Here is a 21,568-nt window from a genome sequence, read left to right as displayed (position 1 = left end):
CTTGTCGGTCCTCTGGAAAGCTGATATAATATCTTTATGAATAAAAAACGAACAGTGGACCTGATTCATGGCCCCATTCTCCCCTCACTTTTGAGTTTTGCCCTTCCAATTCTGTTGTCCAATATCTTCCAACAGCTGTATAATACAGCTGACGTCTTGATTGTAGGGCGGTTCCTTGGACAAGAATCCCTAGCAGCAGTAGGAGCAACGACGGCTATTTTTGATCTGATTATCGGCTTTGCCCTCGGAGTTGGAAATGGGATGGGAGTTGTCATCGCTCGTCTCTACGGTGCTCGTAATTTTGCTAAGATTAAAGAAGCTGTTGCAGCAACTTGGATTCTGGGTGCCATCCTGAGTGCTCTTGTCATGCTGATGGGTTTCTTCGGTCTTTATCCACTCTTGCAGTACCTAGAAACACCTGTAGAAATCCTTCCTCAATCCTACGAGTATATCTCCATGATTGTTACCTGTGTAGGGGTTAGTTTTGCTTACAATCTTTTTGCAGGCTTACTGCGCTCGATTGGTGATAGCCTTGCGGCTCTTGCTTTTCTTATCTTCTCAGCTATCGTTAATGTGATCTTGGATTTGTATTTTATTACGCAACTGCATCTGGGAGTTCAGTCTGCGGGTCTTGCGACTATTATCTCGCAAGGTCTGTCAGCTATTCTCTGTTATTTTTATATTCGTAAGAGTGTTCCAGAGCTTCTTCCGGGTTTCAAACATTTCAAATGGAATAAGTCTCTCTATGTTGATCTCTTGGAGCAGGGGCTAGCCATGGGTCTGATGGGGTCAATCGTCTCTATCGGAAGTGTCATTTTGCAATCCTCTGTCAATAGTTTTGGTGCAGTCATTATCAGTGCTCAAACGGCAGCGCGCAGAATCATGGCCTTTGCCTTGCTGCCAATGACGGCTATTTCAGCATCGATGACGACTTTTATCTCTCAAAACTTTGGGGCGAAACGTCCCGAACGTATTGTCCAAGGCCTTCGTTTAGGGAGCTATTTGAGTATGTCTTGGGCAGCCTTTGCCTGTATTTTCCTATTTTTTGCCAGTCCTAGCCTAGTCTCTTTCTTGGCGAGTTCGACAGACAGCTATTTGGTAGAAAACGGGACCTTGTACTTACGTATCAGTTCGGTATTCTATCCATTTTTAAGCCTTTTATTGATTTATAGAAATAGCTTGCAGGGACTAGGCCAAAAACTTTTGCCACTTATATCTAGCTTTATAGAATTGTTTGGGAAAATTATTTTCGTAGCTTGGATTATTCCTTGGACAGGCTATACAGGTGTTATTCTCTGTGAACCGCTACTCTGGGTTGTGATGACTGTCCAACTTTACTTCTCCCTTTCCCGACACCCTTGGATAAAAGAAGGCAAGAAAATCGTGGCAGTCGGAGGCAAAGCCTAGCTTGCTTTGCAAAAGAAAATCCATTTCCTCTAGTGAAAATCAGCTAGACTTGTGTTATAATAAGAAAGATTAAAATGTGAAAAAAGGAGATTCCTAATGGGACGTAAATGGGCCAATATCGTAGCCAAGAAAACGGCTAAAGATGGAGCTAACTCTAAAGTATATGCAAAATTTGGTGTAGAAATCTATGTAGCAGCTAAAAAAGGGGAACCAGATCCAGAATCAAACACTGCTTTGAAATTCGTTATCGATCGTGCTAAACAAGCGCAAGTGCCAAAACACGTTATTGATAAGGCTATCGATAAGGCAAAAGGGAACACAGACGAAACCTTTACAGAAGGACGTTACGAAGGATTTGGACCAAATGGTTCTATGCTGATTGTGGATACCTTGACTTCAAACGTCAACCGTACAGCTGCGAACGTTCGTGCTGCTTTTGGTAAAAATGGCGGAAACATGGGTGCTTCAGGTTCTGTTTCTTACCTCTTTGACAACAAGGGTGTTATCGTATTTGCTGGTGATGATGCGGATGCTATCTTTGAATTGTTGCTTGAAGCAGATATTGATGTGGATGATGTAGAAGCGGAAGAAGGAACAATCACTGTTTACACAGCTCCAACAGACCTTCACAAGGCTATCGTTGCCCTTCGTGAGTCAGGTGTTGAAGAATTCCAAGTTACTGAATTGGAAATGATTCCTCAGTCAGAAGTGGAATTGTCAGGCGAAGACCTTGAAACATTTGAAAAACTTTATAGCGTTCTTGAAGATGACGAAGACGTGCAAAAGATTTATACGAACGTCGATGGATTCTAATAAAAAAGCGAACAGACTTGCTAGCTGTTCGCTTTTTATATTTGAGATTAGATTCTGGTTCCAGAATCTCTTTGCTGCTGGCTTTCTCCTAGGCCTACAGCTATTTTATGAACTAGTAAGAGCTGTCCATTGTCCTGTTTTGCAAAAGTTAAGGTAACAGTCTTGATATTGTCACCAATAGAGATATAGGTGACTTTTCTCGTATCGTATCCCCCAATAGTGGAATCAAACTCGGAGTCTGGCAGTCCGTGTTTTTTGATAATATCCTTGTAATTGGTACCACCTTTTCCTTTGTTATCAAGGTCACCTTCGATTAAAGCGTCGAACTGTTCTTGGGTCCAAGTGAAGGTATCGTCTTCTTCCTCCTCTTCAGGGAGTGAATCAATGGTATCATCTGTCAAGTCGCGTTCCATTGAGGAACTAGCCTCTCTATAAGAACGGTTAAACTCTCTGACAAACTCTTTGTAGACATTAGCATACAACATCTGGGTCGTAAGGAAGAGTATAATAGAAGCAATTGACAAGGATGTTCCGATAATGGCCATTGTTTTCCGTTTTTTGAGGTTGACGATAAGGCCGATAATACCTAAGATCAACGCGACAATAGCGATGAAAAACGATAGATAGTTAATAAATGGGATCCAAGATCCTAAAAGTGCGATGGCTCCAAAAATGGTTGCTAAAATCCCTAAAACTTTTTGTTCTTCTGGTTTCATTTGAACGTTTTCTCCCTTCATCGAGTGAATGGATTCCTATCCACGGTAGCTAGTGCTTATTATAGAGAAAATATTCTCCAATGTCAATTCAGACTAAAATAGTTCTCTAGGAAACTTTTTTCTTGACATCCTATTTGAAAATGATAAAATAGTTCTCATGAAAACTTAATTAGTTCTCCTGAGAACTATATTCGATCATAAGAAAGGAGCAATCATGGACAAGCCGATGTTAATGTTTAAACGTTTTGGACACCAGGTTCATCTGATGGTACAGAAAGAAGCCAAGCGATGTGGCATTGAATTTATGGGTGGACCGCAAGGGCAGGTTCTGCGTTTTTTAGATCATTGTGAACAAAAAGAGGAACTGGTCTTGATTAAGGATATCGAGCAGGAACTCAATATTACCAAATCTGTGGCGAGTAATCTAGTCAAGCGCATGGTACAAAATGGTTTGGTCGAGCTAGAGGCGAGCCCCAGCGATAAGCGGGCAAAATTTGTTCGCCTGACGGAGAAATCGCGTTCGCAGATGCAAGAAGTTAAGGCATTTTTTGATCGGATTGATCAGAGTCTGCTAGAGAGTGTTTCAAAGTCAGACTTAGCAATCTTTGAAAAGGTACTCGGACAATTGCAAGAAAATGTTGAGAAGATAGGAGGAGAGAATGAAAAAACTCGCTAAACGTATTACAGGGAAAGAGTGGGGGATGATTGTCCTTACGATTCTTTTCACTTGTTTCTCGGTCTATCTCGAGTTAGAGGTACCGACCTACATTTCGCAAATTACAGAATTACTCGGAACGTCAGGGACACAGATGGATGCACTCTGGTCACCAGCTGCGAAGATGATTGGTTTGTCTTTATTGGCTTTCTTTTCATCTGTTATGGTTGGTTTCTTTGCCGCTCGCGTTGCAGCATCCTATACAACCCATCTACGTAGAGACGTATTTCATCGTGTTTTAGATTTTTCGCAGACAGAGATCAAGCGCTTTTCAATCCCAAGTCTCTTGACTCGGACGACCAATGATATTACCCAGGTACAGATGCTCTTTACCATGGGCTTGCAAGTGGTTACTCGTGGGCCAATTATGGCTATCTGGGCCATTGGAAAAATCCTTGGAAAATCGGAATACTGGCTCTGGGCGGTCGTTGTGGCTGTTATTGTCAATGTCTTGATGACTACCGTTCTCATGACTCTGGCCTTTCCAAAACAATCTGTTATCCAAAAATTGACAGATAAACTCAATAGCATCACTCGTGAAAGTTTGACTGGGATTCGAGTTGTTCGTGCATACAATGCGGAAGATTACCAAGATAAGAAATTTGAAGCAGCCAACGATGAGGTAACACGTCTCAATCTCTTTGTCAATCGATTGATGGCGATTATGAACCCGATCATGATGGCGATTTCGAGTGGATTGAGTTTAGCCATTTACTGGATTGGTGCCTATATCATTAACGATGCAAGTTTGGCAGAACGTCTGCCACTCTTTAGTGATATGGTGGTCTTCATGTCCTATGCTATGCAGGTCGTGATGGGATTCCTTCTCATGGGAGCACTCTTTATTGTTCTTCCTCGTACCTTAGTTTCGGCAGGACGTATCAATCAAGTATTGGATCTGCATTCTTCTATTGAAAATCCTAGTCATGCACAGACAGCGGATCCTTCAGTTCAAGGACAAGTGGAATTCCGTGATGTGACTTTCCGCTACTCTAAAAACTCTGAAGCAGTCGTGGAACATGTCACTTTCAAAGCAGAAGCGGGTCAAACCGTAGCCTTCATCGGATCGACTGGATCAGGTAAGTCTACGCTTGTCAACCTCTTGCCACGTTTTTACGACGTTTCTGATGGACAAATCCTAGTGGATGGTGTCAATGTGCAAGATTACGACTTGGAAGATTTGCGTAATAAGGTCGGCTATATTCCACAAAAAGCTGTACTCTTTTCTGGGGATGTCAAAGGGAACTTGGACTTTGGTAAGAGCAAAGAAACTCCTCTAAGCGAAGCTGCTATGTGGCAAGCCTTGGAATTGGCCCAGTCTAAAAGCTTTATCGAGGACAAGGAAGCAGGACTTGAATCAGAAGTGGCCCAAGGCGGAACCAACTTCTCAGGAGGTCAAAGACAGCGTTTGGCCATTGCGCGTGCCTTGGCTCGTAAACCAGAGATTCTCATCTTTGATGACTCTTTCTCAGCCTTGGACTACAAGACAGATCGTGTCCTGCGCCAAGAGCTAGCTGAGAAAACAAAATCCATGACCAAACTTATCGTAGCGCAGCGGATTTCTACCATTATGGATGCTGACCTGATCTTAGTCTTGGATCAAGGAAAAGTCGTGGGGCAAGGCACCCACAAGGAACTTCTAGCTACCAATGAAGTCTACCAAGAAATTGCCTACTCACAACTATCGAAGGAGGAATTGGAACATGGAAAATAAGAAAATGTCTTTTTGGAAATATTATAAACCTTTTCTAGCAGGCCTCCAACTTCCCCTACTAGTAGCGGTTGTAGCAGCTGTATGTTCAAGCATCATCACTGTTTATGGTCCAACTAAGATTAAAGAAATTACTAACTTGATTTCAGATGGCTTGATGACAGGAATTGATTTAGAGGCTGTGTCAAGTATTGCTAGCTTTTTAGTGATTCTCTATGTATTTGGCGCCATCCTTAACTATACACAGGCCTATATCTTTTCAACGAGCATTCAGCATTTTTCAAAACGCTTGCGGACAGCAATCGCTGAAAAAATCAATCGTTTGCCACTTGGCTATTTTGACCGTCATTCACAAGGAGATACCCTTTCGCGCGTGACCAATGATGTGGATACAGCAGCGCAATCTCTCAACCAAAGTCTAGGGACAGTTCTTTCAGCTAGTTTCTTGTTGATTGCTGTCTTGGTGACCATGTTTGGGATGAACTGGATTTTGGCATTGGTAACCGTTGTATCAACCCTTGTTGGTTTTGCGGCGGTTTCCGTAATCATGGCCAAGTCACAGGGTTATTTTAAAGCCCAACAAAATAATCTGGCGGCCGTCAATGGTTACGTAGAAGAAATGTACTCTGGCCATAATGTTGTAACGAGCTACAACGCAGTAGATACTTCCAAAGCGAGATTTGCAGGTTTAAACCAAGACTTGCATGATAGTATCTGGAAATCTCAGTTTATCTCTGGTATCATGATGCCAGCCATGTTCTTTGTTGGGAATTTTAGCTATGTTTTGGTCATCATCGTTGGTGCCGCGCTGGCGTTAGAAGGGCATATCACTATCGGGGTTATTGTAGCCTTTATGGTTTACGTACGGACCTTCTCCCAACCCCTGTCACAGATTGCCCAAGGGATTACGAGCTTACAACAAGCGAGTGCAGCCATGGGACGTGTCTTTGAATTTCTAGGTGAAGCTGAGATGCAGGATGAATCCCATAAGGAAAGACAATTGACTGGCATGAGAGGAGAAGTGGTCTTTGATCATGTGTCCTTTGGTTATACACCAGAGCGCACCATCATCCATGACTTTTCTGCGACAGCTCATGCAGGTCAAAAGGTCGCAATCGTTGGACCGACTGGAGCTGGTAAGACAACCATTGTCAATCTTTTGATGAAGTTCTATGAGATAGATAAGGGAAGTATTCGCATCGATGGCGTGGATACTAAGGACATGAAACGCTCAGAAGTACACGATGCCTTCTCAATGGTCTTGCAGGACACATGGCTTTTTGAAGGAACCATTCGAGATAATCTCATCTATAATCAAACAGGGATCAGTGATGAACGAATGATGGAAGCCAGCAAGGCTGTGGGAATCCACCACTTTATCATGACCTTGCCAGACGGCTACGATACGGTTTTGGATGACACTGTGACCTTGTCTGTTGGGCAAAAACAACTCTTGACCATTGCTCGTGCACTTCTTAAGGATGCACCACTCTTGATTTTGGATGAAGCGACATCCTCAGTCGACACACGTACAGAGGAGTTGATTCAGAAAGCCATGGACCGTTTGATGGAAGGACGCACATCCTTTGTCATCGCCCATCGCTTGTCAACGATTCGTAATGCTGATTTGATTCTTGTCATGAAAGATGGCAATATCATCGAACAAGGCAACCATGAGGAACTGATGGCGCAAGGTGGCTTCTACGCCGATTTGTACAATAGTCAATTTACAGAAGACGAAGCAGAAGAATAAATCTAAAGAAGGCTTGACGGCCTTCTTTTTCTGCACTATACTAGAAGACAAGCGCCTCACCTAGAGGTAAAAATAAAGTGATAATGAGAAGAATACATGAAAAATTATCAAGAATGGTATCGAAATATCAGCTCTAGACTCACCAGCCATCCCCCTCTTTTATTTCTGTTACGCAGTTTCAATCGTTTGATGACAGTCGCCATGCCCCCGGTCTATCTGACTTTGCTAGTCATCACTTACCTGCAACTAGGACTTAGTCAGCAAGTTGGGATTTATTTGTTTATCCCTGCCTCGGGCTTTGTGATCTTGTCTCTTCTTCGTAAGAAAATCAACCACCCGCGACCTTATGAAACTTGGGATATCTGTCCCCTGCTTGACAAGGATAGTTCGGGACAGTCGATGCCCAGTCGCCATGTCTTTTCGGCAACTATTATCTCCATGGCCTGTCTGCATGCTAGTCTACCTGTTGGCTTAGCATGTCTGCTCTTTTCAGCTTTACTGGGATTGGTGAGGGTTTTAGGTGGTGTGCATTATCCAAAGGATGTCTTGGTTGGCTATGTCTGCGGTCTGTTGTGGGGGTTCCTTTTCTTCCTATTCTGACATGTAAGTTAGGCTGGTCCTACAACCACTTACTGCTTCATATAGACCACTTGCTTTTTTGCCCTTGTATTCCTATCTTAGCTTTGATATAGTAGAGTCAGAAAGGAGATGTGATGAAGTTACGAATTGAGATTGACGGCAGTTTAGAGGAGACTGAAATTGTCATCAAGACCCCCACTTTGACAGATGAAATTGCAGACTTGCAACGACTTCTGCAAGAGTCAAAGGCTCCGAGGTTAACTTTTTACAAGGGGACAGGTGAATATTATCTAGACCTGTCAGAAATTCTCTTCTTTGAGACAGAAGGGAGCAAGATTTACGCTCATACCCAGAAGGAAGCCTATGAGGTTCGCCTCAAACTCTATGAGTTGGAGTCCATCTTGCCTCGCTATTTTAGTCGAGTTTCCAAGTCAACTATCGCAAACATCCGTCAGATTTACTCAGTGGACAAGTCCTTTTCAGGAACGGGCACCATTTCCTTTTATCAGACGCACAAGGAGGTTCATGTCTCACGGCATTACCAATCCCTCCTAAAAGAAAATCTAAGAAATATGAGGTAAAAAACATGAAAAAGAAAGCATTTGGTATTGTTTTATTGGTTTTAGCAGCTTGGATCTTGCTGCAAGGGAATTTTGGAGTTCCTTCTTTGGATGGCAAGATATGGCCTTTGATTGGTATCGCCTTTTTTGCTTACCAATCAGTTGAAGCTTTGCTTCGTCGTCATCTAACATCAGCAGTTTTTACCGCTCTAGTAGCCTTAATGATTGCGAATCATTTTTATAACATTTTTCCTATTCCAAACCAGTCTTTGTTTTGGGCTAGTATCTTAGCAGTGCTAGGTGTTGGTTATCTGACGCATTCGAGTAAGTTCTGGAATGAAAAAAAATGGTGGTACAATGGGAAAAAAACAATCGTCACGGATAAGGAAGTCGCTTTTGGTAGCGGGACCTTCTATAAGCAAGATCAAGATCTCGTAGATGACCAAGTGGAAGTCGCTTTTGGGGATGCTAAAATCTACTATGATAATGCAGAGATGTTAGGTGATTTTGCAACTTTAAATATTGAAGTGGCCTTCGGGAATGCAACTGTCTATGTTCCACAACACTGGCGTGTCGATTTGAAAGTAGAAACCTCCTTTGGTGCAGCTAAGGCAGATGCTCCTGTAGCGCCAACAAACAAAACCTTGATTATCCGTGGGGAAGTCGCTTTTGGTAAACTTGGAGTTGTTTACGTTAAATAAAAAAATAGTTTAGGCCCTTGATAAATTCGAGAAAGTGTGATAACATAGTACGGTATGTGGTGCTAGCACATCCGCTATATTAGATCTAATAGGAGGAAAACACAATGGCTAAAGTATGTTACTTTACAGGTCGTAAGACTGTATCAGGAAACAACCGTTCACACGCGATGAACCAAACAAAACGTGCCGTAAAACCAAACCTTCAAAAAGTTACTGTTCTTATCGATGGTAAACCTAAAAAAGTTTGGGCTTCAGCTCGTGCTTTGAAATCAGGTAAAGTTGAACGCGTTTAATAAAAATGAAAAGACCGCATAGGTCTTTTTCTTTTGCTCTAAGGATAAAATCATTTGAAAAATAGAGTAAATATCCGCCGATACAGCATTCTGCTTTTACACTTGGGCTGAAATATGATAAAATAGAGTATCAACTAGTTGAGGTAAAAAAAATGACTGTAAAAATTAATACAAAAGATGGTCAAATCGAACTGACAGATGAAGTGATTGCAACCGTAGTAGGTGGTGCCGCAACTGAGATTTTTGGTGTGGTCGGTATGGCTAGTAAAAATGCCCTCAAAGACAATTTCCAAGCCCTTCTTGGTAAGGAAAATTATTCTAAGGGTGTTGTTATAAAAGCAGCCGAAGATGGTAGCATTGCAGTTGATGTTTATACCGTGTTGAGCTACGGAGTAAAGATAAGCGAAGTGTCAAAAAACATTCAAGAGCGTGTTCGTTTTAGTTTAGAAAATCAACTAGGAATTACTGCTCAGACTGTGAATGTCTACATTCAAAATATCAAAGTTGTAGGAGAATAATCGTGTCAAAAATTACTACCAGTTTATTCCAAGAGATGGTGCAAGCTGCATCAACTCGTTTGAATAAGCAAGCAGAATATGTCAATTCATTGAACGTCTTTCCAGTTCCAGATGGAGATACTGGGACAAACATGGGAATGACCATTGAAAACGGTGCGAAAGAAGTAGCAGATAAGCCTGCTTCTACAGTTGGAGAAGTAGCGAGCATTCTTGCCAAAGGGCTCTTGATGGGTGCGCGTGGGAACTCAGGGGTTATTACATCTCAGCTCTTCCGTGGCTTCTCTCAGGCTATCAAGGAAAAAGATGAATTAACAGGTCAAGACTTGGCTCTTGCCTTCCAATCCGGTGTCGAAGTAGCTTATAAAGCGGTTATGAAACCAGTTGAAGGGACCATTTTGACTGTTTCTCGTGGAGCAGCTATTGGTGCTAAGAAAAAAGCCGAGGAGACAGATGATGCTGTTGAGGTCATGCGTGCAGCCTTGGAAGGCGCGAAAGCAGCTTTGGCTAAGACACCAGAAATGCTTCCAGTCCTTAAGGAAGTTGGTGTGGTAGACTCAGGTGGTCAAGGTTTGGTCTTCATCTACGAAGGATTCCTTTCAGCTCTTACTGGTGAATACAGTGCTTCTGAAGACTTTGTAGCGACTCCTGCCAACATGAGTGAAATGATCAATGCAGAGCACCATAAGTCTGTGGCTGGACATGTTGCAACTGAGGATATCACTTTTGGTTACTGTACTGAGATTATGGTTGCCCTTAAACAAGGTCCAACTTATTCTAAGGACTTTGACTACGATGAATTCCGCAACTACTTGAATGACTTAGGCGACTCTCTACTTGTTGTCAATGATGATGAAATCGTCAAAGTTCACGTCCATACAGAAGATCCAGGTCTTGTCATGCAAGAAGGTCTCAAATATGGTAGCTTGATCAAGGTAAAAGTCGACAACATGCGTAACCAACACGAGGCGCAAGTTGAAAAAGAAGCAACTCAAGGCAATAAGCCTGCTGAAACAAAAGAGTATGCCCTTATCGCAGTAGTAGCTGGTCAAGGTTTAGCAGATATCTTCCGTGCCCAAGGTGTGGATTATGTCATCGAAGGTGGTCAGACGATGAACCCTTCAACAGAAGACTTTATCAAGGCTGTTGAACAGGTCAATGCTCGCAACATTATCTTCTTGCCAAACAACAAAAATATCTTTATGGCAGCTCAGTCTGCGGCTGAAGTGCTTGAACAACCAGCTGTTGTAGTAGAAGCACGTACAATTCCTCAAGGGTTGACGAGTCTTCTTGCCTTTGATCCAAGCAAATCAATCGAAGAAAACAAAGAACGCATGACTGTAGCCCTCGGTGATGTCATCAGCGGTAGTGTAACAACAGCCGTTCGCGACACAACTATCGATGGATTAGCAATTCATGAAAATGACAATCTTGGTATGGTTGATGGAAAAATTCTCGTGTCAAATCCTGACATGCACCAAACCTTGACAGAAACATTGAAACATATGTTGGACGAAGACAGTGAAATCGTGACTTTCTATGTTGGTGAAGACGGAAGCGAAGAACTTGCCAATGAAATTGCCCAAGAAATCGCAGAAGAATTCGAAGATGTTGAAGTAGAGATTCACCAAGGTCAACAACCCGTATATCCATATCTTTTCAGTGTGGAATAAAAATTTAATCGATTAAAAAGAAAGTTGATTTTGCAACTTTCTTTTTTTATGACATTTGTCATATTTCCTAGTGACAGAAGCATCTAGCTCCGCCAATTTCAAAAGTCTATAATTGAAGTATGAAATGGAGGAAGAAGAAATGAAAAATAAAATGATTGTCGCAGTGAGTTTAGTAGCAGCAGGAGTTATGACCTATCTCATGTTTTCAGGATTGGACGAGGGTTTCTATCATTTTCCTTGGGAGCTATTTGCTGGCTTTGGAATGATGTCTTGGCTTGTTAGAGAAGGTTTAAAATTAGTCAGAGATGTGAAAAAGGAGTTTGAGGAATGAAAAAGGCAATCATCTATCTCTTTATCGGCCTGTCACTCTTGGTATGGTTAGTGGAAATGTGTACTGGTTGGTTTGACCAAACCTTGCTTCGCCAATTCATTCGTGGTGCTTGGGGTTTTGGATTTATGATTTTCGTTGTTTTCCCTATGGGAATGAAGTGGTTGAAAGGAGAATCTCATGGCTGTGATTAAAGTTGAGAAATTGAGTAAGAAAATAAAAGACAAGGAGATCTTGCGGAACATCTCCTTTGAAATCAACGATGGTGAATGTGTTGCCTTGATCGGGCCTAACGGAGCAGGGAAGACAACCTTGATTGATTGCCTCTTGGGAGACAAGTTCGTGAGCTCAGGTCGGATAGCCATTCAAGGATTTGCGCCAACAGATCCTCGATTAAAGCAGCTTATTTCTGTCTTACCTCAAGAAAATGCAGTTGTCCAAAGCTTGAAAGTGAAAGAACTTCTATCATTTTTTAAGTCACTTTATCCTGACAGTCTTTCAGACAAAGAAATTGATGACTTGCTTAGATTCTCAGACAAGCAGAAAAATCAGCTAGCGGGCAAGCTGTCTGGTGGGCAAAAACGTTTGTTCTCTTTTGTGTTGTCTTTAATAGGTCGTCCGAAAATTCTATTTTTAGATGAGCCGACTGCTGCAATGGATACCTCGACACGTCAGCATTTTTGGGAAATTGTTAATCAGTTAAAGAAAAATGGTGTGACCATTGTCTACTCTTCTCACTATATCGAAGAGGTAGAACATACGGCTGACCGCATTTTGGTCCTCCATAAGGGAGAATTGATTCGCGATACGACGCCTTATGCCATGCGTGGTGAAGAACAAGAAAAACATTTTACGGTACCTCTAACTTATCAGGAAGTTATCAGAACTTTAGACCAAGTTCAAGAGATTGAAATCAAGCAAAATGCTCTTTCTTTCACAACCAAAGAAGCCAGTCAGGTGTGGAAAGTCTTGCAAGAGCAGGGCTGCACGATCGAAGAAATTGAAGTTCGCAATCGAACTCTCTTAGACAGTATTTTCGAAACGACTCAAGACTAAAGGAGATTGACGATGAAAAATATGACAAGTCTCATGAAAGTGGAAATCATTTTGATGAAACGGCAAGCTGTCTACTACTTGCTTTCCATCGGACTTCCAAGTGTGTTTTACCTTATTTTCTCTGGTATGATGTCAGGGTCAGACATTCCAGAAATTGCTCTTCAAGCCTATCTTTTTGCCATGACGCTCTTTAGTATCATGTCAAGCGCCTTTTTCAGTATCCCTAGCACTCTCGAATCCGACAAGACAAACAACTGGCAAAAATTGATTCAACATTCTCCAATATCTATGGTAGAATATTATGTATCAAAACTGTTCAGTACTCTGCTGACTTTCTTGTTATCAATTATAGTTGTCTTTTCGGTTGGTCATTTTGTCCGTGGAGTGACTCTGCCTTGGCTTGATTGGTTGGTGATTGGAGTTATGTTGCTGGTCGGAAGCGTGGTCTTTATTAGCATGGGTGTCTTGGTGAGCTTGCTTCCCAGTGCTCAATTGATGACGGTTATTGGAAATATTGCCTATATTGCTTTGGCTGTCCTAGGTGGACTATGGTTCCCCTTGAGTTCCTTCCCAGAATGGCTCCAATCCATTGGAAAACTGACTCCAACCTACCAGCTTATGCAGGTCGTCTCTGCTTATTTGGAACACCACGAGTTTAACATTCTTGCTGCCTTGGTTGTACTAGGTTATACAGTTTTCTTTGGTGTATTGGTAATCCAACTGAAAAAACGGATCGAGGTAAAATAAATCTATGTTGGAAAAATTAAAAAACACTCATTATATGTTTCATATTTCAACAGTGTTTATCATCTTTCCTATAGCGGGTGTCATCAGTGGAGAGTACCCGCTTTTAACCTTGTTCTGGACATTATTATTTGTCCTAGCCTTTTATTCGATTTTATTAAGTCAAAACCGCACCGTGCAGTGGCTAGCCTGGTGGGTCATGATTGCCTACATTTTTTATACATCGGTTTGGCTGAATTCGGGTTTCACATGGTTTATCTTTTACTTATCTAACCTCCTCATTTATGAGCTGGATGAGATTTCTTTTCACTCTTGGCGTTTTGTCAGTTTTGTTGTCTTGCAGCCATTGATTTTAACCGGGATTTATATGGTCAATCATGTTAGTCCTTGGCAACTGCTCTTTTTCTTGGTGACCTTTGTCTTTTCTGATGCCTTTACCTTTGGTCTCTATCGGATTCGAGTGTCGGAGGAAATAAAAGAAGAAAAGAGGAAGCAAAATGCTAAGCTCAATCTTTTCTTGGCTGAAAATGAACGCAGTCGAATCGGTCAGGACCTCCATGACAGCCTAGGTCATACTTTTGCCATGCTGAGTGTGAAGACGGATCTTGCCCTCCAACTTCTTCAAATGCAGGCCCATCCTCAAGTGGAAAAAGAATTAAAAGAAATTCATCAGATCAGTAAAGAATCCATGAATGAAGTTCGTACCATCATTGAAAATCTCAAAACCAGAACACTTGCCTCTGAGTTTGTGACTGTTAAAAAAATGCTGGAAATTGCAGGAATTGAAACGGAAATCAATCACCAACTAGATACTGCTAGCCTAACTCAGGAATTGGAGTCAACGGCTTCCATGATTTTGCTTGAGTTAGTGACCAATATTATCAAACATGCCAAAGCGTCGAAGGCTTACTTAAAATTAGAACGAACAGAGAAAGAACTCATTCTAACAGTGAGAGATGATGGCTGTGGCTTTGTTTCTCTAAAAGGGGATGAACTCCATACCGTTCGAGACCGTGTCCTTCCATTTTCGGGAGAAGTAAAGGTGATCAGTCAGAAGCAGCCGACTGAAGTGCAGGTTCGACTACCTTATAAGGAGAGAAACTAAGATGAAACTACTTGTTGCAGAAGATCAAAGTATGTTGCGAGATGCCATGTGCCAGTTACTTACCTTTCAACCAGATGTAGAGTCTGTCCTACAAGCCAAGGATGGCCAAGAAGCAATCCAACTCTTAGAAAAGGAGTCCGTAGATATTGCCATCCTTGACGTAGAAATGCCTGTTAAGACAGGTCTCGAAGTCTTGGAGTGGATACGAGCAGAAAAGCCAGAAACAAAGGTGGTTGTGGTGACGACCTTCAAACGCCCCGGATATTTTGAACGTGCGGTCAAGGCTGGAGTGGATGCTTATGTCTTGAAAGAAAGAAGCATCGCAGACCTCATGCAAACCTTGCACACTGTTCTCGAAGGGCGCAAGGAATATTCCCCTGAATTGATGGAAGTGGTGATGACGCATCCCAATCCGTTGACGGAGCAAGAGATTGCTGTTTTAAAGGGAATCGCTCAGGGCTTATCCAATCAAGAAATCGCAGATCAGCTTTATCTATCAAATGGAACTGTCCGAAACTATGTCACCAATATTCTTTCGAAACTAGATGCTGGTAATCGAACAGAGGCAGCCAACATTGCAAAAGAATCTGGTTGGCTTTGATAAGAAGGGTTAAAAAATTCCGAAACGATAACTTGAATCGAAGGAAATCCATACTAGAAAGGAGGAGGCAAATTGCCTCCTTTTCTGGTTTAGAAAAGCGGTGAAAGCTAGTGTCAAAGAGTTAAAAGATCAGAATAAAAATGAAAAATATCTTGACAATGAAGGAAAAATTGTGTTACAATAATAGACGGTACTTTTTACTTTTGGTCTCTCAAAAGTGTACAGGGACGTGCTGACAAATGTTGCAAAAGTACACACAGATGGTAGCTGTCACCAAGTGTATCATCACCAAAAATAAAAAAACACAGGAGAATGTAGATGCCTACAATTAACCAATTGGTTCGCAAACCGCGTAAATCAAAAGTAGAAAAATCTAAATCACCAGCTTTGAACGTTGGTTACAACAGTCATAAAAAAGTTCAAACAAACGTTTCTTCACCACAAAAACGTGGTGTTGCAACTCGTGTTGGAACAATGACACCTAAAAAACCTAACTCTGCCCTTCGTAAATTCGCTCGTGTACGTTTGAGCAACCTTATCGAAGTTACTGCCTACATCCCAGGTATCGGACACAACTTGCAAGAGCACAGCGTGGTGCTTCTTCGTGGTGGACGTGTAAAAGACCTTCCAGGGGTACGTTACCATATCGTCCGTGGTGCACTTGATACTGCAGGTGTTAACGATCGTAAACAAGGCCGTTCTAAATACGGTACTAAACGTCCAAAAGCATAAGGAAAGGGGATAAAGAGAAATGAGTCGTAAAAATAGAGCTCCAAAACGTGACGTATTGCCAGATCCGCTTTACAATTCACAACTAGTTACTCGTCTTATCAACCGCGTTATGCTTGATGGTAAACGTGGTACAGCTGCTTCAATCGTTTACGGTGCTTTTGAGCAAATCAAAGAAGCTACTGGCAACGATGCACTTGAAGTATTTGAAACAGCTATGGAAAACATCATGCCTGTACTTGAAGTACGTGCACGTCGTGTTGGTGGATCTAACTACCAAGTCCCAGTTGAAGTTCGCCCAGAACGTCGTACAACACTTGGACTTCGTTGGTTGGTAACCATCGCTCGCCTTCGTGGTGAACACACAATGCAAGACCGTCTTGCGAAAGAAATCTTGGATGCTGCGAACAACACTGGTGCAGCAGTTAAGAAACGTGAAGACACTCACCGTATGGCTGAAGCTAACCGTGCCTTCGCACACTTCCGTTGGTAAGAATAAGATACTAAGGGCGTTAAAAAAGCGACTGAAAATTAGGAAGCTTGACGCAGAATCAAAGATTCTAGGAAAGCTTATCTATTTTCCGAGCTTTTAGCCCGAGTTCAATTATGATGCTAGGAACGGTAAGGATGCAAGGTGAAAATAGGAAACTGACGCAGTATTCGACGAATACAAGGAAGTTTATCTTTTTCACACAGAATCCCGTTCCGGCTCAAATCGGCTAGCTAATTCTAGCCCGAGTTCAATTGATCTCAATTAGCTCTTAGCTACAATTCAACTTGTCTACAAGTTGAAACCAACAAAAACAAGATAAACATTGAGAACGGGTAGGTCCTGCCTATCCGTTTTTATTAAAATCGTGTTATAATAGAATAGAAATCAAAAATAAATAGGAGAAACAAACCTCATGGCACGCGAATTTTCACTTGAAAAAACTCGTAATATCGGTATCATGGCTCACGTCGATGCCGGTAAAACAACAACTACTGAGCGTATTCTTTACTACACTGGTAAAATCCACAAAATCGGTGAAACTCACGAAGGTGCGTCACAAATGGACTGGATGGAGCAAGAGCAAGAACGTGGTATCACTATCACATCTGCTGCGACAACAGCTCAATGGAACAACCACCGCGTAAACATCATCGACACACCAGGGCACGTGGACTTCACAATCGAAGTACAACGTTCTCTTCGTGTATTGGACGGTGCGGTTACCGTTCTTGACTCACAATCAGGTGTTGAGCCTCAAACTGAAACAGTTTGGCGTCAAGCAACTGAGTACGGAGTTCCACGTATCGTATTTGCCAACAAGATGGACAAAATCGGTGCTGACTTCCTTTACTCAGTAAGCACACTTCATGACCGTCTTCAAGCAAATGCACACCCAATCCAATTGCCAATCGGTGCTGAAGATGATTTCCGTGGTATCATCGACTTGATCAAGATGAAAGCTGAAATCTATACAAACGACCTTGGTACAGATATCCTTGAAGAGGATATTCCAGCTGAATATCTTGAACAAGCACAAGAATACCGTGAAAAATTGATCGAAGCAGTTGCTGAAACTGATGAAGATTTGATGATGAAATACCTCGAAGGTGAAGAAATCACTAACGAAGAATTGAAAGCGGGTATCCGTAAAGCTACTATCAATGTTGAATTCTTCCCAGTATTGTGTGGTTCTGCCTTCAAAAACAAAGGTGTTCAATTGATGCTTGATGCGGTTATCGACTACCTTCCAAGCCCACTTGACATCCCAGCAATCAAAGGTGTTAACCCAGATACAGATGAAGAAGAAACTCGTCCAGCATCTGATGAAGAGCCATTTGCAGCTCTTGCCTTCAAGATCATGACAGACCCATTCGTAGGTCGTTTGACATTCTTCCGTGTTTACTCAGGTGTTCTTCAATCAGGTTCATACGTATTGAATACTTCTAAAGGTAAACGTGAACGTATCGGACGTATCCTTCAAATGCACGCTAACAGCCGTAAAGAAATCGACACTGTTTACTCAGGTGATATCGCTGCTGCCGTTGGTTTGAAAGATACGACAACTGGTGACTCATTGACTGATGAAAAAGCTAAAATCATCCTTGAATCAATCGACGTTCCAGAACCAGTTATCCAATTGATGGTTGAGCCAAAATCTAAAGCAGACCAAGACAAGATGGGTATCGCTCTTCAAAAATTGGCTGAAGAAGATCCAACATTCCGCGTTGAAACAAACGTTGAAACTGGTGAAACAGTTATCTCTGGTATGGGTGAGCTTCACCTTGACGTCCTTGTTGACCGTATGCGTCGTGAGTTTAAAGTTGAAGCGAACGTAGGTGCTCCTCAAGTATCTTACCGTGAAACATTCCGCGCTTCTACTCAAGCACGTGGATTCTTCAAACGTCAGTCTGGTGGTAAAGGTCAATTCGGTGATGTATGGATTGAATTTACTCCAAACGAAGAAGGTAAAGGATTCGAATTTGAAAACGCAATCGTCGGTGGTGTGGTTCCTCGTGAATTTATCCCAGCGGTTGAAAAAGGTCTTGTAGAAGCAATGGCTAACGGTGTTCTTGCAGGTTACCCAATTGTTGACGTTAAAGCTAAACTTTACGATGGTTCATACCACGATGTCGACTCATCTGAAACTGCCTTCAAGATTGCTGCATCTCTTGCACTTAAAGAAGCTGCTAAGACTGCACAACCAGCTATCCTTGAACCAATGATGCTTGTAACAATCACTGTTCCAGAAGAAAACCTTGGTGATGTTATGGGTCACGTAACTGCTCGTCGTGGACGTGTAGATGGTATGGAAGCACACGGTAACAGCCAAATCGTTCGTGCTTACGTTCCACTTGCTGAAATGTTCGGTTATGCAACAGTTCTTCGTTCTGCATCTCAAGGACGTGGTACATTCATGATGGTATTTGACCACTATGAAGATGTACCTAAGTCAGTACAAGAAGAAATCATTAAGAAAAACAAAGGTGAAGAATAATCTGTCTTCGCAATAGAAGGAAGTCACTTAGTGGCTTCCTTTTTTATTACCTTTATTGCACGCATATTTGCTGAATATATTATGGAAATTTAGAAATTAAATGAAAATCTTGCCAACTTCCATCCCATGTACGAAGAAATTAGACTGATTTAATAAATGAAAGCAAGGAAAAGTTCCTTATTTTGATGATATGTTAATAAAAATGATAAAAAAGTTCATAAATACACTTTTAGATAGAAAATTCAGAAAATTGCTTCTTTTGTCTTGAAAATTTTTGAAAAAATGGTATGATAGTAACAAGCTATTTTTAAGAGAAGAGAAAGGGGAACAATGGAGAAAGTCAGTTTAGAATCTCCTAAGACGGGGTCGGACCTAGTTTTGGAAACACTTCGCGACTTAGGAATTGATACCATATTTGGCTATCCTGGTGGTGCAGTCTTGCCTTTGTATGATGCGATATATAATTTTAAAGGCATTCGCCACATTTTAGGACGCCATGAGCAAGGTTGTTTGCACGAAGCTGAAGGATATGCCAAATCAACTGGAAAGTTGGGTGTTGCTGTCGTCACGAGTGGACCGGGAGCTACAAATGCCATTACAGGGATTGCAGATGCCATGAGCGATAGCGTTCCCCTTTTGGTCTTTACGGGCCAGGTGGCGCGAGCAGGGATTGGGAAGGATGCCTTTCAGGAGGCGGATATCGTGGGAATTACCATGCCAATCACTAAGTACAATTACCAAGTTCGTGAGACGGCAGATATTCCTCGCATCATTACGGAAGCTGTTCATATCGCAACGACAGGTCGTCCAGGGCCTGTTGTGATTGACTTGCCAAAGGATGTATCAGCCCTAGAGACAGATTTCATCTATTCACCCGAAGTGAATTTGCCAAGCTATCAGCCGACTCTGGAGCCAAATGACATGCAAATCAAGAAAATCTTGAAGCAATTGTCAAAAGCCAAGAAACCTGTTTTGTTAGCAGGCGGTGGTATCAGCTATGCGGAAGCTTCTAAGGAGCTTAATGAATTTGCTGAACGTTACCAAATTCCAGTCGTGACCAGTCTTTTAGGACAAGGTACGATTGCAACGAATCATCCGCTCTTTCTTGGAATGGGAGGCATGCACGGGTCTTTCGCAGCTAATATTGCCATGACGGAAGCCGACTTTATGATTAGTATTGGTTGCCGTTTCGATGACCGCTTGACGGGAAATCCTAAGACCTTTGCGAAGAATGCTAAGGTTGCCCACATTGATATTGACCCAGCTGAGATTGGCAAGATTATCAGAGCAGATATTCCTGTGGTGGGCGATGCTAAGAAAGCCTTGCAGATGCTTTTAGCAGAACCAACTGTTCATAACAATACTGAAAAGTGGATTGAAAAAGTCACCAAGGACAAGAATCGAGTTCGTTCTTATGATAAGAAAGAACGTGTGGTTCAACCTCAGGCCGTTATTGAACGCATCGGTAAGTTGACAAATGGGGATGCCATTGTTGTCACAGACGTAGGGCAACACCAAATGTGGACAGCTCAGTATTATCCTTACCAAAATGAGCGTCAGTTAGTCACTTCAGGTGGTTTGGGTACCATGGGCTTCGGAGTTCCTGCAGCTATTGGAGCCAAGATTGCTAATCCAGAAAAAGAAGTCATCCTTTTTGTCGGTGATGGTGGTTTCCAAATGACCAACCAAGAGCTAGCAATCCTAAACATCTACAAGGTACCGATTAAGGTTGTCATGTTGAATAACCACTCCCTAGGAATGGTTCGTCAGTGGCAGGAATCCTTCTATGAGGGTAGAACTTCCGAGTCAGTCTTTGATACACTTCCTGATTTCCAGTTGATGGCACAGGCTTACGGCATCAAAAATTATAAATTTGATAATCCAGAGACGCTAGAGAAGGATTTAGAAGTCATTCTGGAGGATGTGCCCATGTTTATCGAGGTGGATATTTCTCGTAAGGAACAGGTTTTACCGATGGTACCAGCTGGTAAGAGCAATCATGAGATGTTGGGGGTGAAGTTCCATGCGTAGAATGTTAACAGCAAAACTACAAAATCGTTCAGGAGTCCTCAATCGTTTTACAGGTGTCCTTTCACGTCGTCAAGTCAATATTGAGAGTATCTCAGTTGGTGCGACAGAGAATCCTGATGTATCACGGATTACCATCATTATCGATGTAGCTTCACACGATGAAGTAGAGCAAATCATTAAACAGCTCAATCGTCAGATTGATGTGATTCGCATTCGAGATATCACAGATAAACCACACTTGGAAAGAGAAGTTATCTTGGTGAAGGTATCTGCTCCTGCTGAAAAGCGTGCAGAAATCTTGGCCATTATCCAACCTTTCCGTGCAACGGTAGTAGATGTGGCTCCAAGCTCAATCACCATCCAGATGACGGGAAATGCTGAAAAGAGTGAAGCTTTATTACGAGTGATTCGACCATATGGTATTAAAAATATCGCTCGTACGGGTGCAACTGGATTTACCCGCGACTAATACTCTTTGATTTTCAATGAGTATAAAATCCAGCATAAATTTGTTTAACCAGCCTATAAGGCAATAAAAATAGAAAAGAGAG

23 protein-coding genes are annotated in these 21,568 nt (G+C 42.1%); 22 read left to right on the top strand and 1 reads right to left on the bottom strand.

Going from position 1 to position 21,568, the window contains the following annotated elements; translation table 11 throughout:
- The first annotated feature begins 36 nt into the window (after positions 1–36).
- Together ACVX3R_RS07915 and ACVX3R_RS07910 are read left to right on the top strand one after the other, a co-directional pair.
- Positions 37–1,407: an MATE family efflux transporter gene (locus ACVX3R_RS07915; protein WP_458794809.1), complete on the top strand. Its 1,371-nt coding sequence runs from the start codon at positions 37–39 to the stop codon at positions 1,405–1,407.
- Positions 1,408–1,503: 96 nt separating this feature from the next.
- The gene (locus ACVX3R_RS07910) at positions 1,504–2,220 is read left to right on the top strand and encodes a YebC/PmpR family DNA-binding transcriptional regulator (RefSeq protein ID WP_033585772.1); all 717 of its coding nucleotides are present in this window, start codon (positions 1,504–1,506) and stop codon (positions 2,218–2,220) included.
- A gap of 47 nt (positions 2,221–2,267) precedes the next feature.
- Here ACVX3R_RS07910 and ACVX3R_RS07905 read toward each other — a convergent pair whose 3' ends face one another.
- Positions 2,268–2,957 carry a CD20-like domain-containing protein gene (locus ACVX3R_RS07905; RefSeq protein WP_458794808.1) on the bottom strand — a complete coding sequence of 230 codons (690 nt, stop codon included), beginning with the start codon at positions 2,955–2,957 and terminating at the stop codon, positions 2,268–2,270.
- A gap of 193 nt (positions 2,958–3,150) precedes the next feature.
- Here ACVX3R_RS07905 and ACVX3R_RS07900 point away from each other — a divergent pair, with 193 nt between their 5' ends.
- From ACVX3R_RS07900 to ilvN, 20 genes are all read left to right on the top strand, one after another.
- Positions 3,151–3,612, top strand: coding sequence for a MarR family winged helix-turn-helix transcriptional regulator (locus tag ACVX3R_RS07900; RefSeq protein WP_458794807.1), 462 nt, complete (start codon positions 3,151–3,153; stop codon positions 3,610–3,612).
- Positions 3,596–5,365 (top strand): ABC transporter ATP-binding protein, encoded by a 1,770-nt coding sequence (locus tag ACVX3R_RS07895; protein WP_458794806.1) that lies wholly within the window; start codon positions 3,596–3,598, stop codon positions 5,363–5,365. Before ACVX3R_RS07900 ends, ACVX3R_RS07895 begins: the two co-directional genes overlap by 17 nt.
- Entirely contained in the window at positions 5,355–7,115 is a 1,761-nt protein-coding gene (locus ACVX3R_RS07890) for an ABC transporter ATP-binding protein (RefSeq protein WP_458794805.1), read from the top strand. The genes ACVX3R_RS07895 and ACVX3R_RS07890 overlap by 11 nt, the downstream gene beginning before the upstream one ends.
- A 96-nt stretch (positions 7,116–7,211) precedes the next feature.
- The gene (locus ACVX3R_RS07885) at positions 7,212–7,715 is read left to right on the top strand and encodes a phosphatase PAP2 family protein (RefSeq protein ID WP_458794804.1); all 504 of its coding nucleotides are present in this window, start codon (positions 7,212–7,214) and stop codon (positions 7,713–7,715) included.
- 113 nt (positions 7,716–7,828) lie between these two features.
- Complete coding sequence (locus ACVX3R_RS07880) at positions 7,829–8,275, top strand: LytTR family DNA-binding domain-containing protein (RefSeq protein ID WP_458794803.1); 447 nt, start codon at positions 7,829–7,831, stop codon at positions 8,273–8,275.
- Between the two features lie 5 nt (positions 8,276–8,280).
- Positions 8,281–8,955, top strand: coding sequence for a LiaF transmembrane domain-containing protein (locus ACVX3R_RS07875; RefSeq protein WP_458794802.1), 675 nt, complete (start codon positions 8,281–8,283; stop codon positions 8,953–8,955).
- A 104-nt stretch (positions 8,956–9,059) separates the two neighbouring features.
- Positions 9,060–9,248 (top strand): 50S ribosomal protein L28, encoded by a 189-nt coding sequence (gene rpmB / locus ACVX3R_RS07870; RefSeq protein ID WP_001140948.1) that lies wholly within the window; start codon positions 9,060–9,062, stop codon positions 9,246–9,248.
- A gap of 152 nt (positions 9,249–9,400) precedes the next feature.
- On the top strand, positions 9,401–9,766 hold the full coding sequence (locus tag ACVX3R_RS07865; protein ID WP_000216434.1) for an Asp23/Gls24 family envelope stress response protein: 366 nt from the start codon (positions 9,401–9,403) through the stop codon (positions 9,764–9,766).
- Positions 9,767–9,768: 2 nt separating this feature from the next.
- A complete protein-coding gene (locus tag ACVX3R_RS07860) occupies positions 9,769–11,436 on the top strand; it encodes a DAK2 domain-containing protein (RefSeq protein WP_458794801.1) in 1,668 nt (555 codons plus the stop codon).
- A gap of 124 nt (positions 11,437–11,560) precedes the next feature.
- On the top strand, positions 11,561–11,767 hold the full coding sequence (locus tag ACVX3R_RS07855; RefSeq protein ID WP_000390701.1) for a hypothetical protein: 207 nt from the start codon (positions 11,561–11,563) through the stop codon (positions 11,765–11,767).
- Entirely contained in the window at positions 11,764–11,958 is a 195-nt protein-coding gene (locus ACVX3R_RS07850) for a hypothetical protein (RefSeq protein WP_458794800.1), read from the top strand. Before ACVX3R_RS07855 ends, ACVX3R_RS07850 begins: the two co-directional genes overlap by 4 nt.
- Entirely contained in the window at positions 11,945–12,820 is an 876-nt protein-coding gene (locus ACVX3R_RS07845) for an ABC transporter ATP-binding protein (protein ID WP_458794799.1), read from the top strand. Before ACVX3R_RS07850 ends, ACVX3R_RS07845 begins: the two co-directional genes overlap by 14 nt.
- Positions 12,821–12,832: 12 nt before the next feature.
- Positions 12,833–13,567, top strand: coding sequence for an ABC transporter permease (locus ACVX3R_RS07840; RefSeq protein WP_458794798.1), 735 nt, complete (start codon positions 12,833–12,835; stop codon positions 13,565–13,567).
- Positions 13,568–13,571: 4 nt separating this feature from the next.
- Complete coding sequence (locus ACVX3R_RS07835; protein ID WP_458794797.1) at positions 13,572–14,669, top strand: sensor histidine kinase; 1,098 nt, start codon at positions 13,572–13,574, stop codon at positions 14,667–14,669.
- Between the two features lies 1 nt (position 14,670).
- A complete protein-coding gene (locus tag ACVX3R_RS07830; RefSeq protein WP_242746108.1) occupies positions 14,671–15,270 on the top strand; it encodes a response regulator transcription factor in 600 nt (199 codons plus the stop codon).
- 318 nt (positions 15,271–15,588) lie between these two features.
- On the top strand, positions 15,589–16,002 hold the full coding sequence (gene rpsL, locus ACVX3R_RS07825; protein WP_001142332.1) for a 30S ribosomal protein S12: 414 nt from the start codon (positions 15,589–15,591) through the stop codon (positions 16,000–16,002).
- A 19-nt stretch (positions 16,003–16,021) separates the two neighbouring features.
- Positions 16,022–16,492: a 30S ribosomal protein S7 gene (gene rpsG / locus ACVX3R_RS07820; RefSeq protein WP_000087873.1), complete on the top strand. Its 471-nt coding sequence runs from the start codon at positions 16,022–16,024 to the stop codon at positions 16,490–16,492.
- A 412-nt stretch (positions 16,493–16,904) separates the two neighbouring features.
- Positions 16,905–18,986, top strand: coding sequence for an elongation factor G (fusA, locus tag ACVX3R_RS07815; protein WP_000090342.1), 2,082 nt, complete (start codon positions 16,905–16,907; stop codon positions 18,984–18,986).
- A gap of 330 nt (positions 18,987–19,316) precedes the next feature.
- A complete protein-coding gene (locus tag ACVX3R_RS07810; RefSeq protein WP_458794796.1) occupies positions 19,317–21,017 on the top strand; it encodes an acetolactate synthase large subunit in 1,701 nt (566 codons plus the stop codon).
- Positions 21,010–21,486, top strand: coding sequence for an acetolactate synthase small subunit (gene ilvN / locus ACVX3R_RS07805; RefSeq protein ID WP_001253806.1), 477 nt, complete (start codon positions 21,010–21,012; stop codon positions 21,484–21,486). Before ACVX3R_RS07810 ends, ilvN begins: the two co-directional genes overlap by 8 nt.
- The last annotated feature ends 82 nt before the right edge of the window (positions 21,487–21,568 follow it).

The organism is Streptococcus sp. 517s (genome assembly GCF_054445985.1).
Note: the sequence above shows the minus strand (reverse complement) of the source record. Positions and strands in the feature narration are given on the sequence as shown.

Bases quoted from the DNA above. Each gene is read 5' to 3' on its own strand.
- ACVX3R_RS07915 (WP_458794809.1), top strand. From the start codon at position 37: ATGAATAAAAAACGAACAGTGGACCTGATTCATGGCCCCATTCTCCCC.
- ACVX3R_RS07910 (WP_033585772.1), top strand. From the start codon at position 1,504: ATGGGACGTAAATGGGCCAATATCGTAGCCAAGAAAACGGCTAAAGAT.
- ACVX3R_RS07905 (WP_458794808.1), bottom strand. From the start codon at position 2,957: ATGAAGGGAGAAAACGTTCAAATGAAACCAGAAGAACAAAAAGTTTTA.
- ACVX3R_RS07900 (WP_458794807.1), top strand. From the start codon at position 3,151: ATGGACAAGCCGATGTTAATGTTTAAACGTTTTGGACACCAGGTTCAT.
- ACVX3R_RS07895 (WP_458794806.1), top strand. From the start codon at position 3,596: ATGAAAAAACTCGCTAAACGTATTACAGGGAAAGAGTGGGGGATGATT.
- ACVX3R_RS07890 (WP_458794805.1), top strand. From the start codon at position 5,355: ATGGAAAATAAGAAAATGTCTTTTTGGAAATATTATAAACCTTTTCTA.
- ACVX3R_RS07885 (WP_458794804.1), top strand. From the start codon at position 7,212: ATGAAAAATTATCAAGAATGGTATCGAAATATCAGCTCTAGACTCACC.
- ACVX3R_RS07880 (WP_458794803.1), top strand. From the start codon at position 7,829: ATGAAGTTACGAATTGAGATTGACGGCAGTTTAGAGGAGACTGAAATT.
- ACVX3R_RS07875 (WP_458794802.1), top strand. From the start codon at position 8,281: ATGAAAAAGAAAGCATTTGGTATTGTTTTATTGGTTTTAGCAGCTTGG.
- rpmB (WP_001140948.1), top strand. From the start codon at position 9,060: ATGGCTAAAGTATGTTACTTTACAGGTCGTAAGACTGTATCAGGAAAC.
- ACVX3R_RS07865 (WP_000216434.1), top strand. From the start codon at position 9,401: ATGACTGTAAAAATTAATACAAAAGATGGTCAAATCGAACTGACAGAT.
- ACVX3R_RS07855 (WP_000390701.1), top strand. From the start codon at position 11,561: ATGGAGGAAGAAGAAATGAAAAATAAAATGATTGTCGCAGTGAGTTTA.
- ACVX3R_RS07850 (WP_458794800.1), top strand. From the start codon at position 11,764: ATGAAAAAGGCAATCATCTATCTCTTTATCGGCCTGTCACTCTTGGTA.
- ACVX3R_RS07845 (WP_458794799.1), top strand. From the start codon at position 11,945: ATGGCTGTGATTAAAGTTGAGAAATTGAGTAAGAAAATAAAAGACAAG.
- ACVX3R_RS07840 (WP_458794798.1), top strand. From the start codon at position 12,833: ATGAAAAATATGACAAGTCTCATGAAAGTGGAAATCATTTTGATGAAA.
- ACVX3R_RS07835 (WP_458794797.1), top strand. From the start codon at position 13,572: ATGTTGGAAAAATTAAAAAACACTCATTATATGTTTCATATTTCAACA.
- ACVX3R_RS07830 (WP_242746108.1), top strand. From the start codon at position 14,671: ATGAAACTACTTGTTGCAGAAGATCAAAGTATGTTGCGAGATGCCATG.
- rpsL (WP_001142332.1), top strand. From the start codon at position 15,589: ATGCCTACAATTAACCAATTGGTTCGCAAACCGCGTAAATCAAAAGTA.
- rpsG (WP_000087873.1), top strand. From the start codon at position 16,022: ATGAGTCGTAAAAATAGAGCTCCAAAACGTGACGTATTGCCAGATCCG.
- fusA (WP_000090342.1), top strand. From the start codon at position 16,905: ATGGCACGCGAATTTTCACTTGAAAAAACTCGTAATATCGGTATCATG.
- ACVX3R_RS07810 (WP_458794796.1), top strand. From the start codon at position 19,317: ATGGAGAAAGTCAGTTTAGAATCTCCTAAGACGGGGTCGGACCTAGTT.
- ilvN (WP_001253806.1), top strand. From the start codon at position 21,010: ATGCGTAGAATGTTAACAGCAAAACTACAAAATCGTTCAGGAGTCCTC.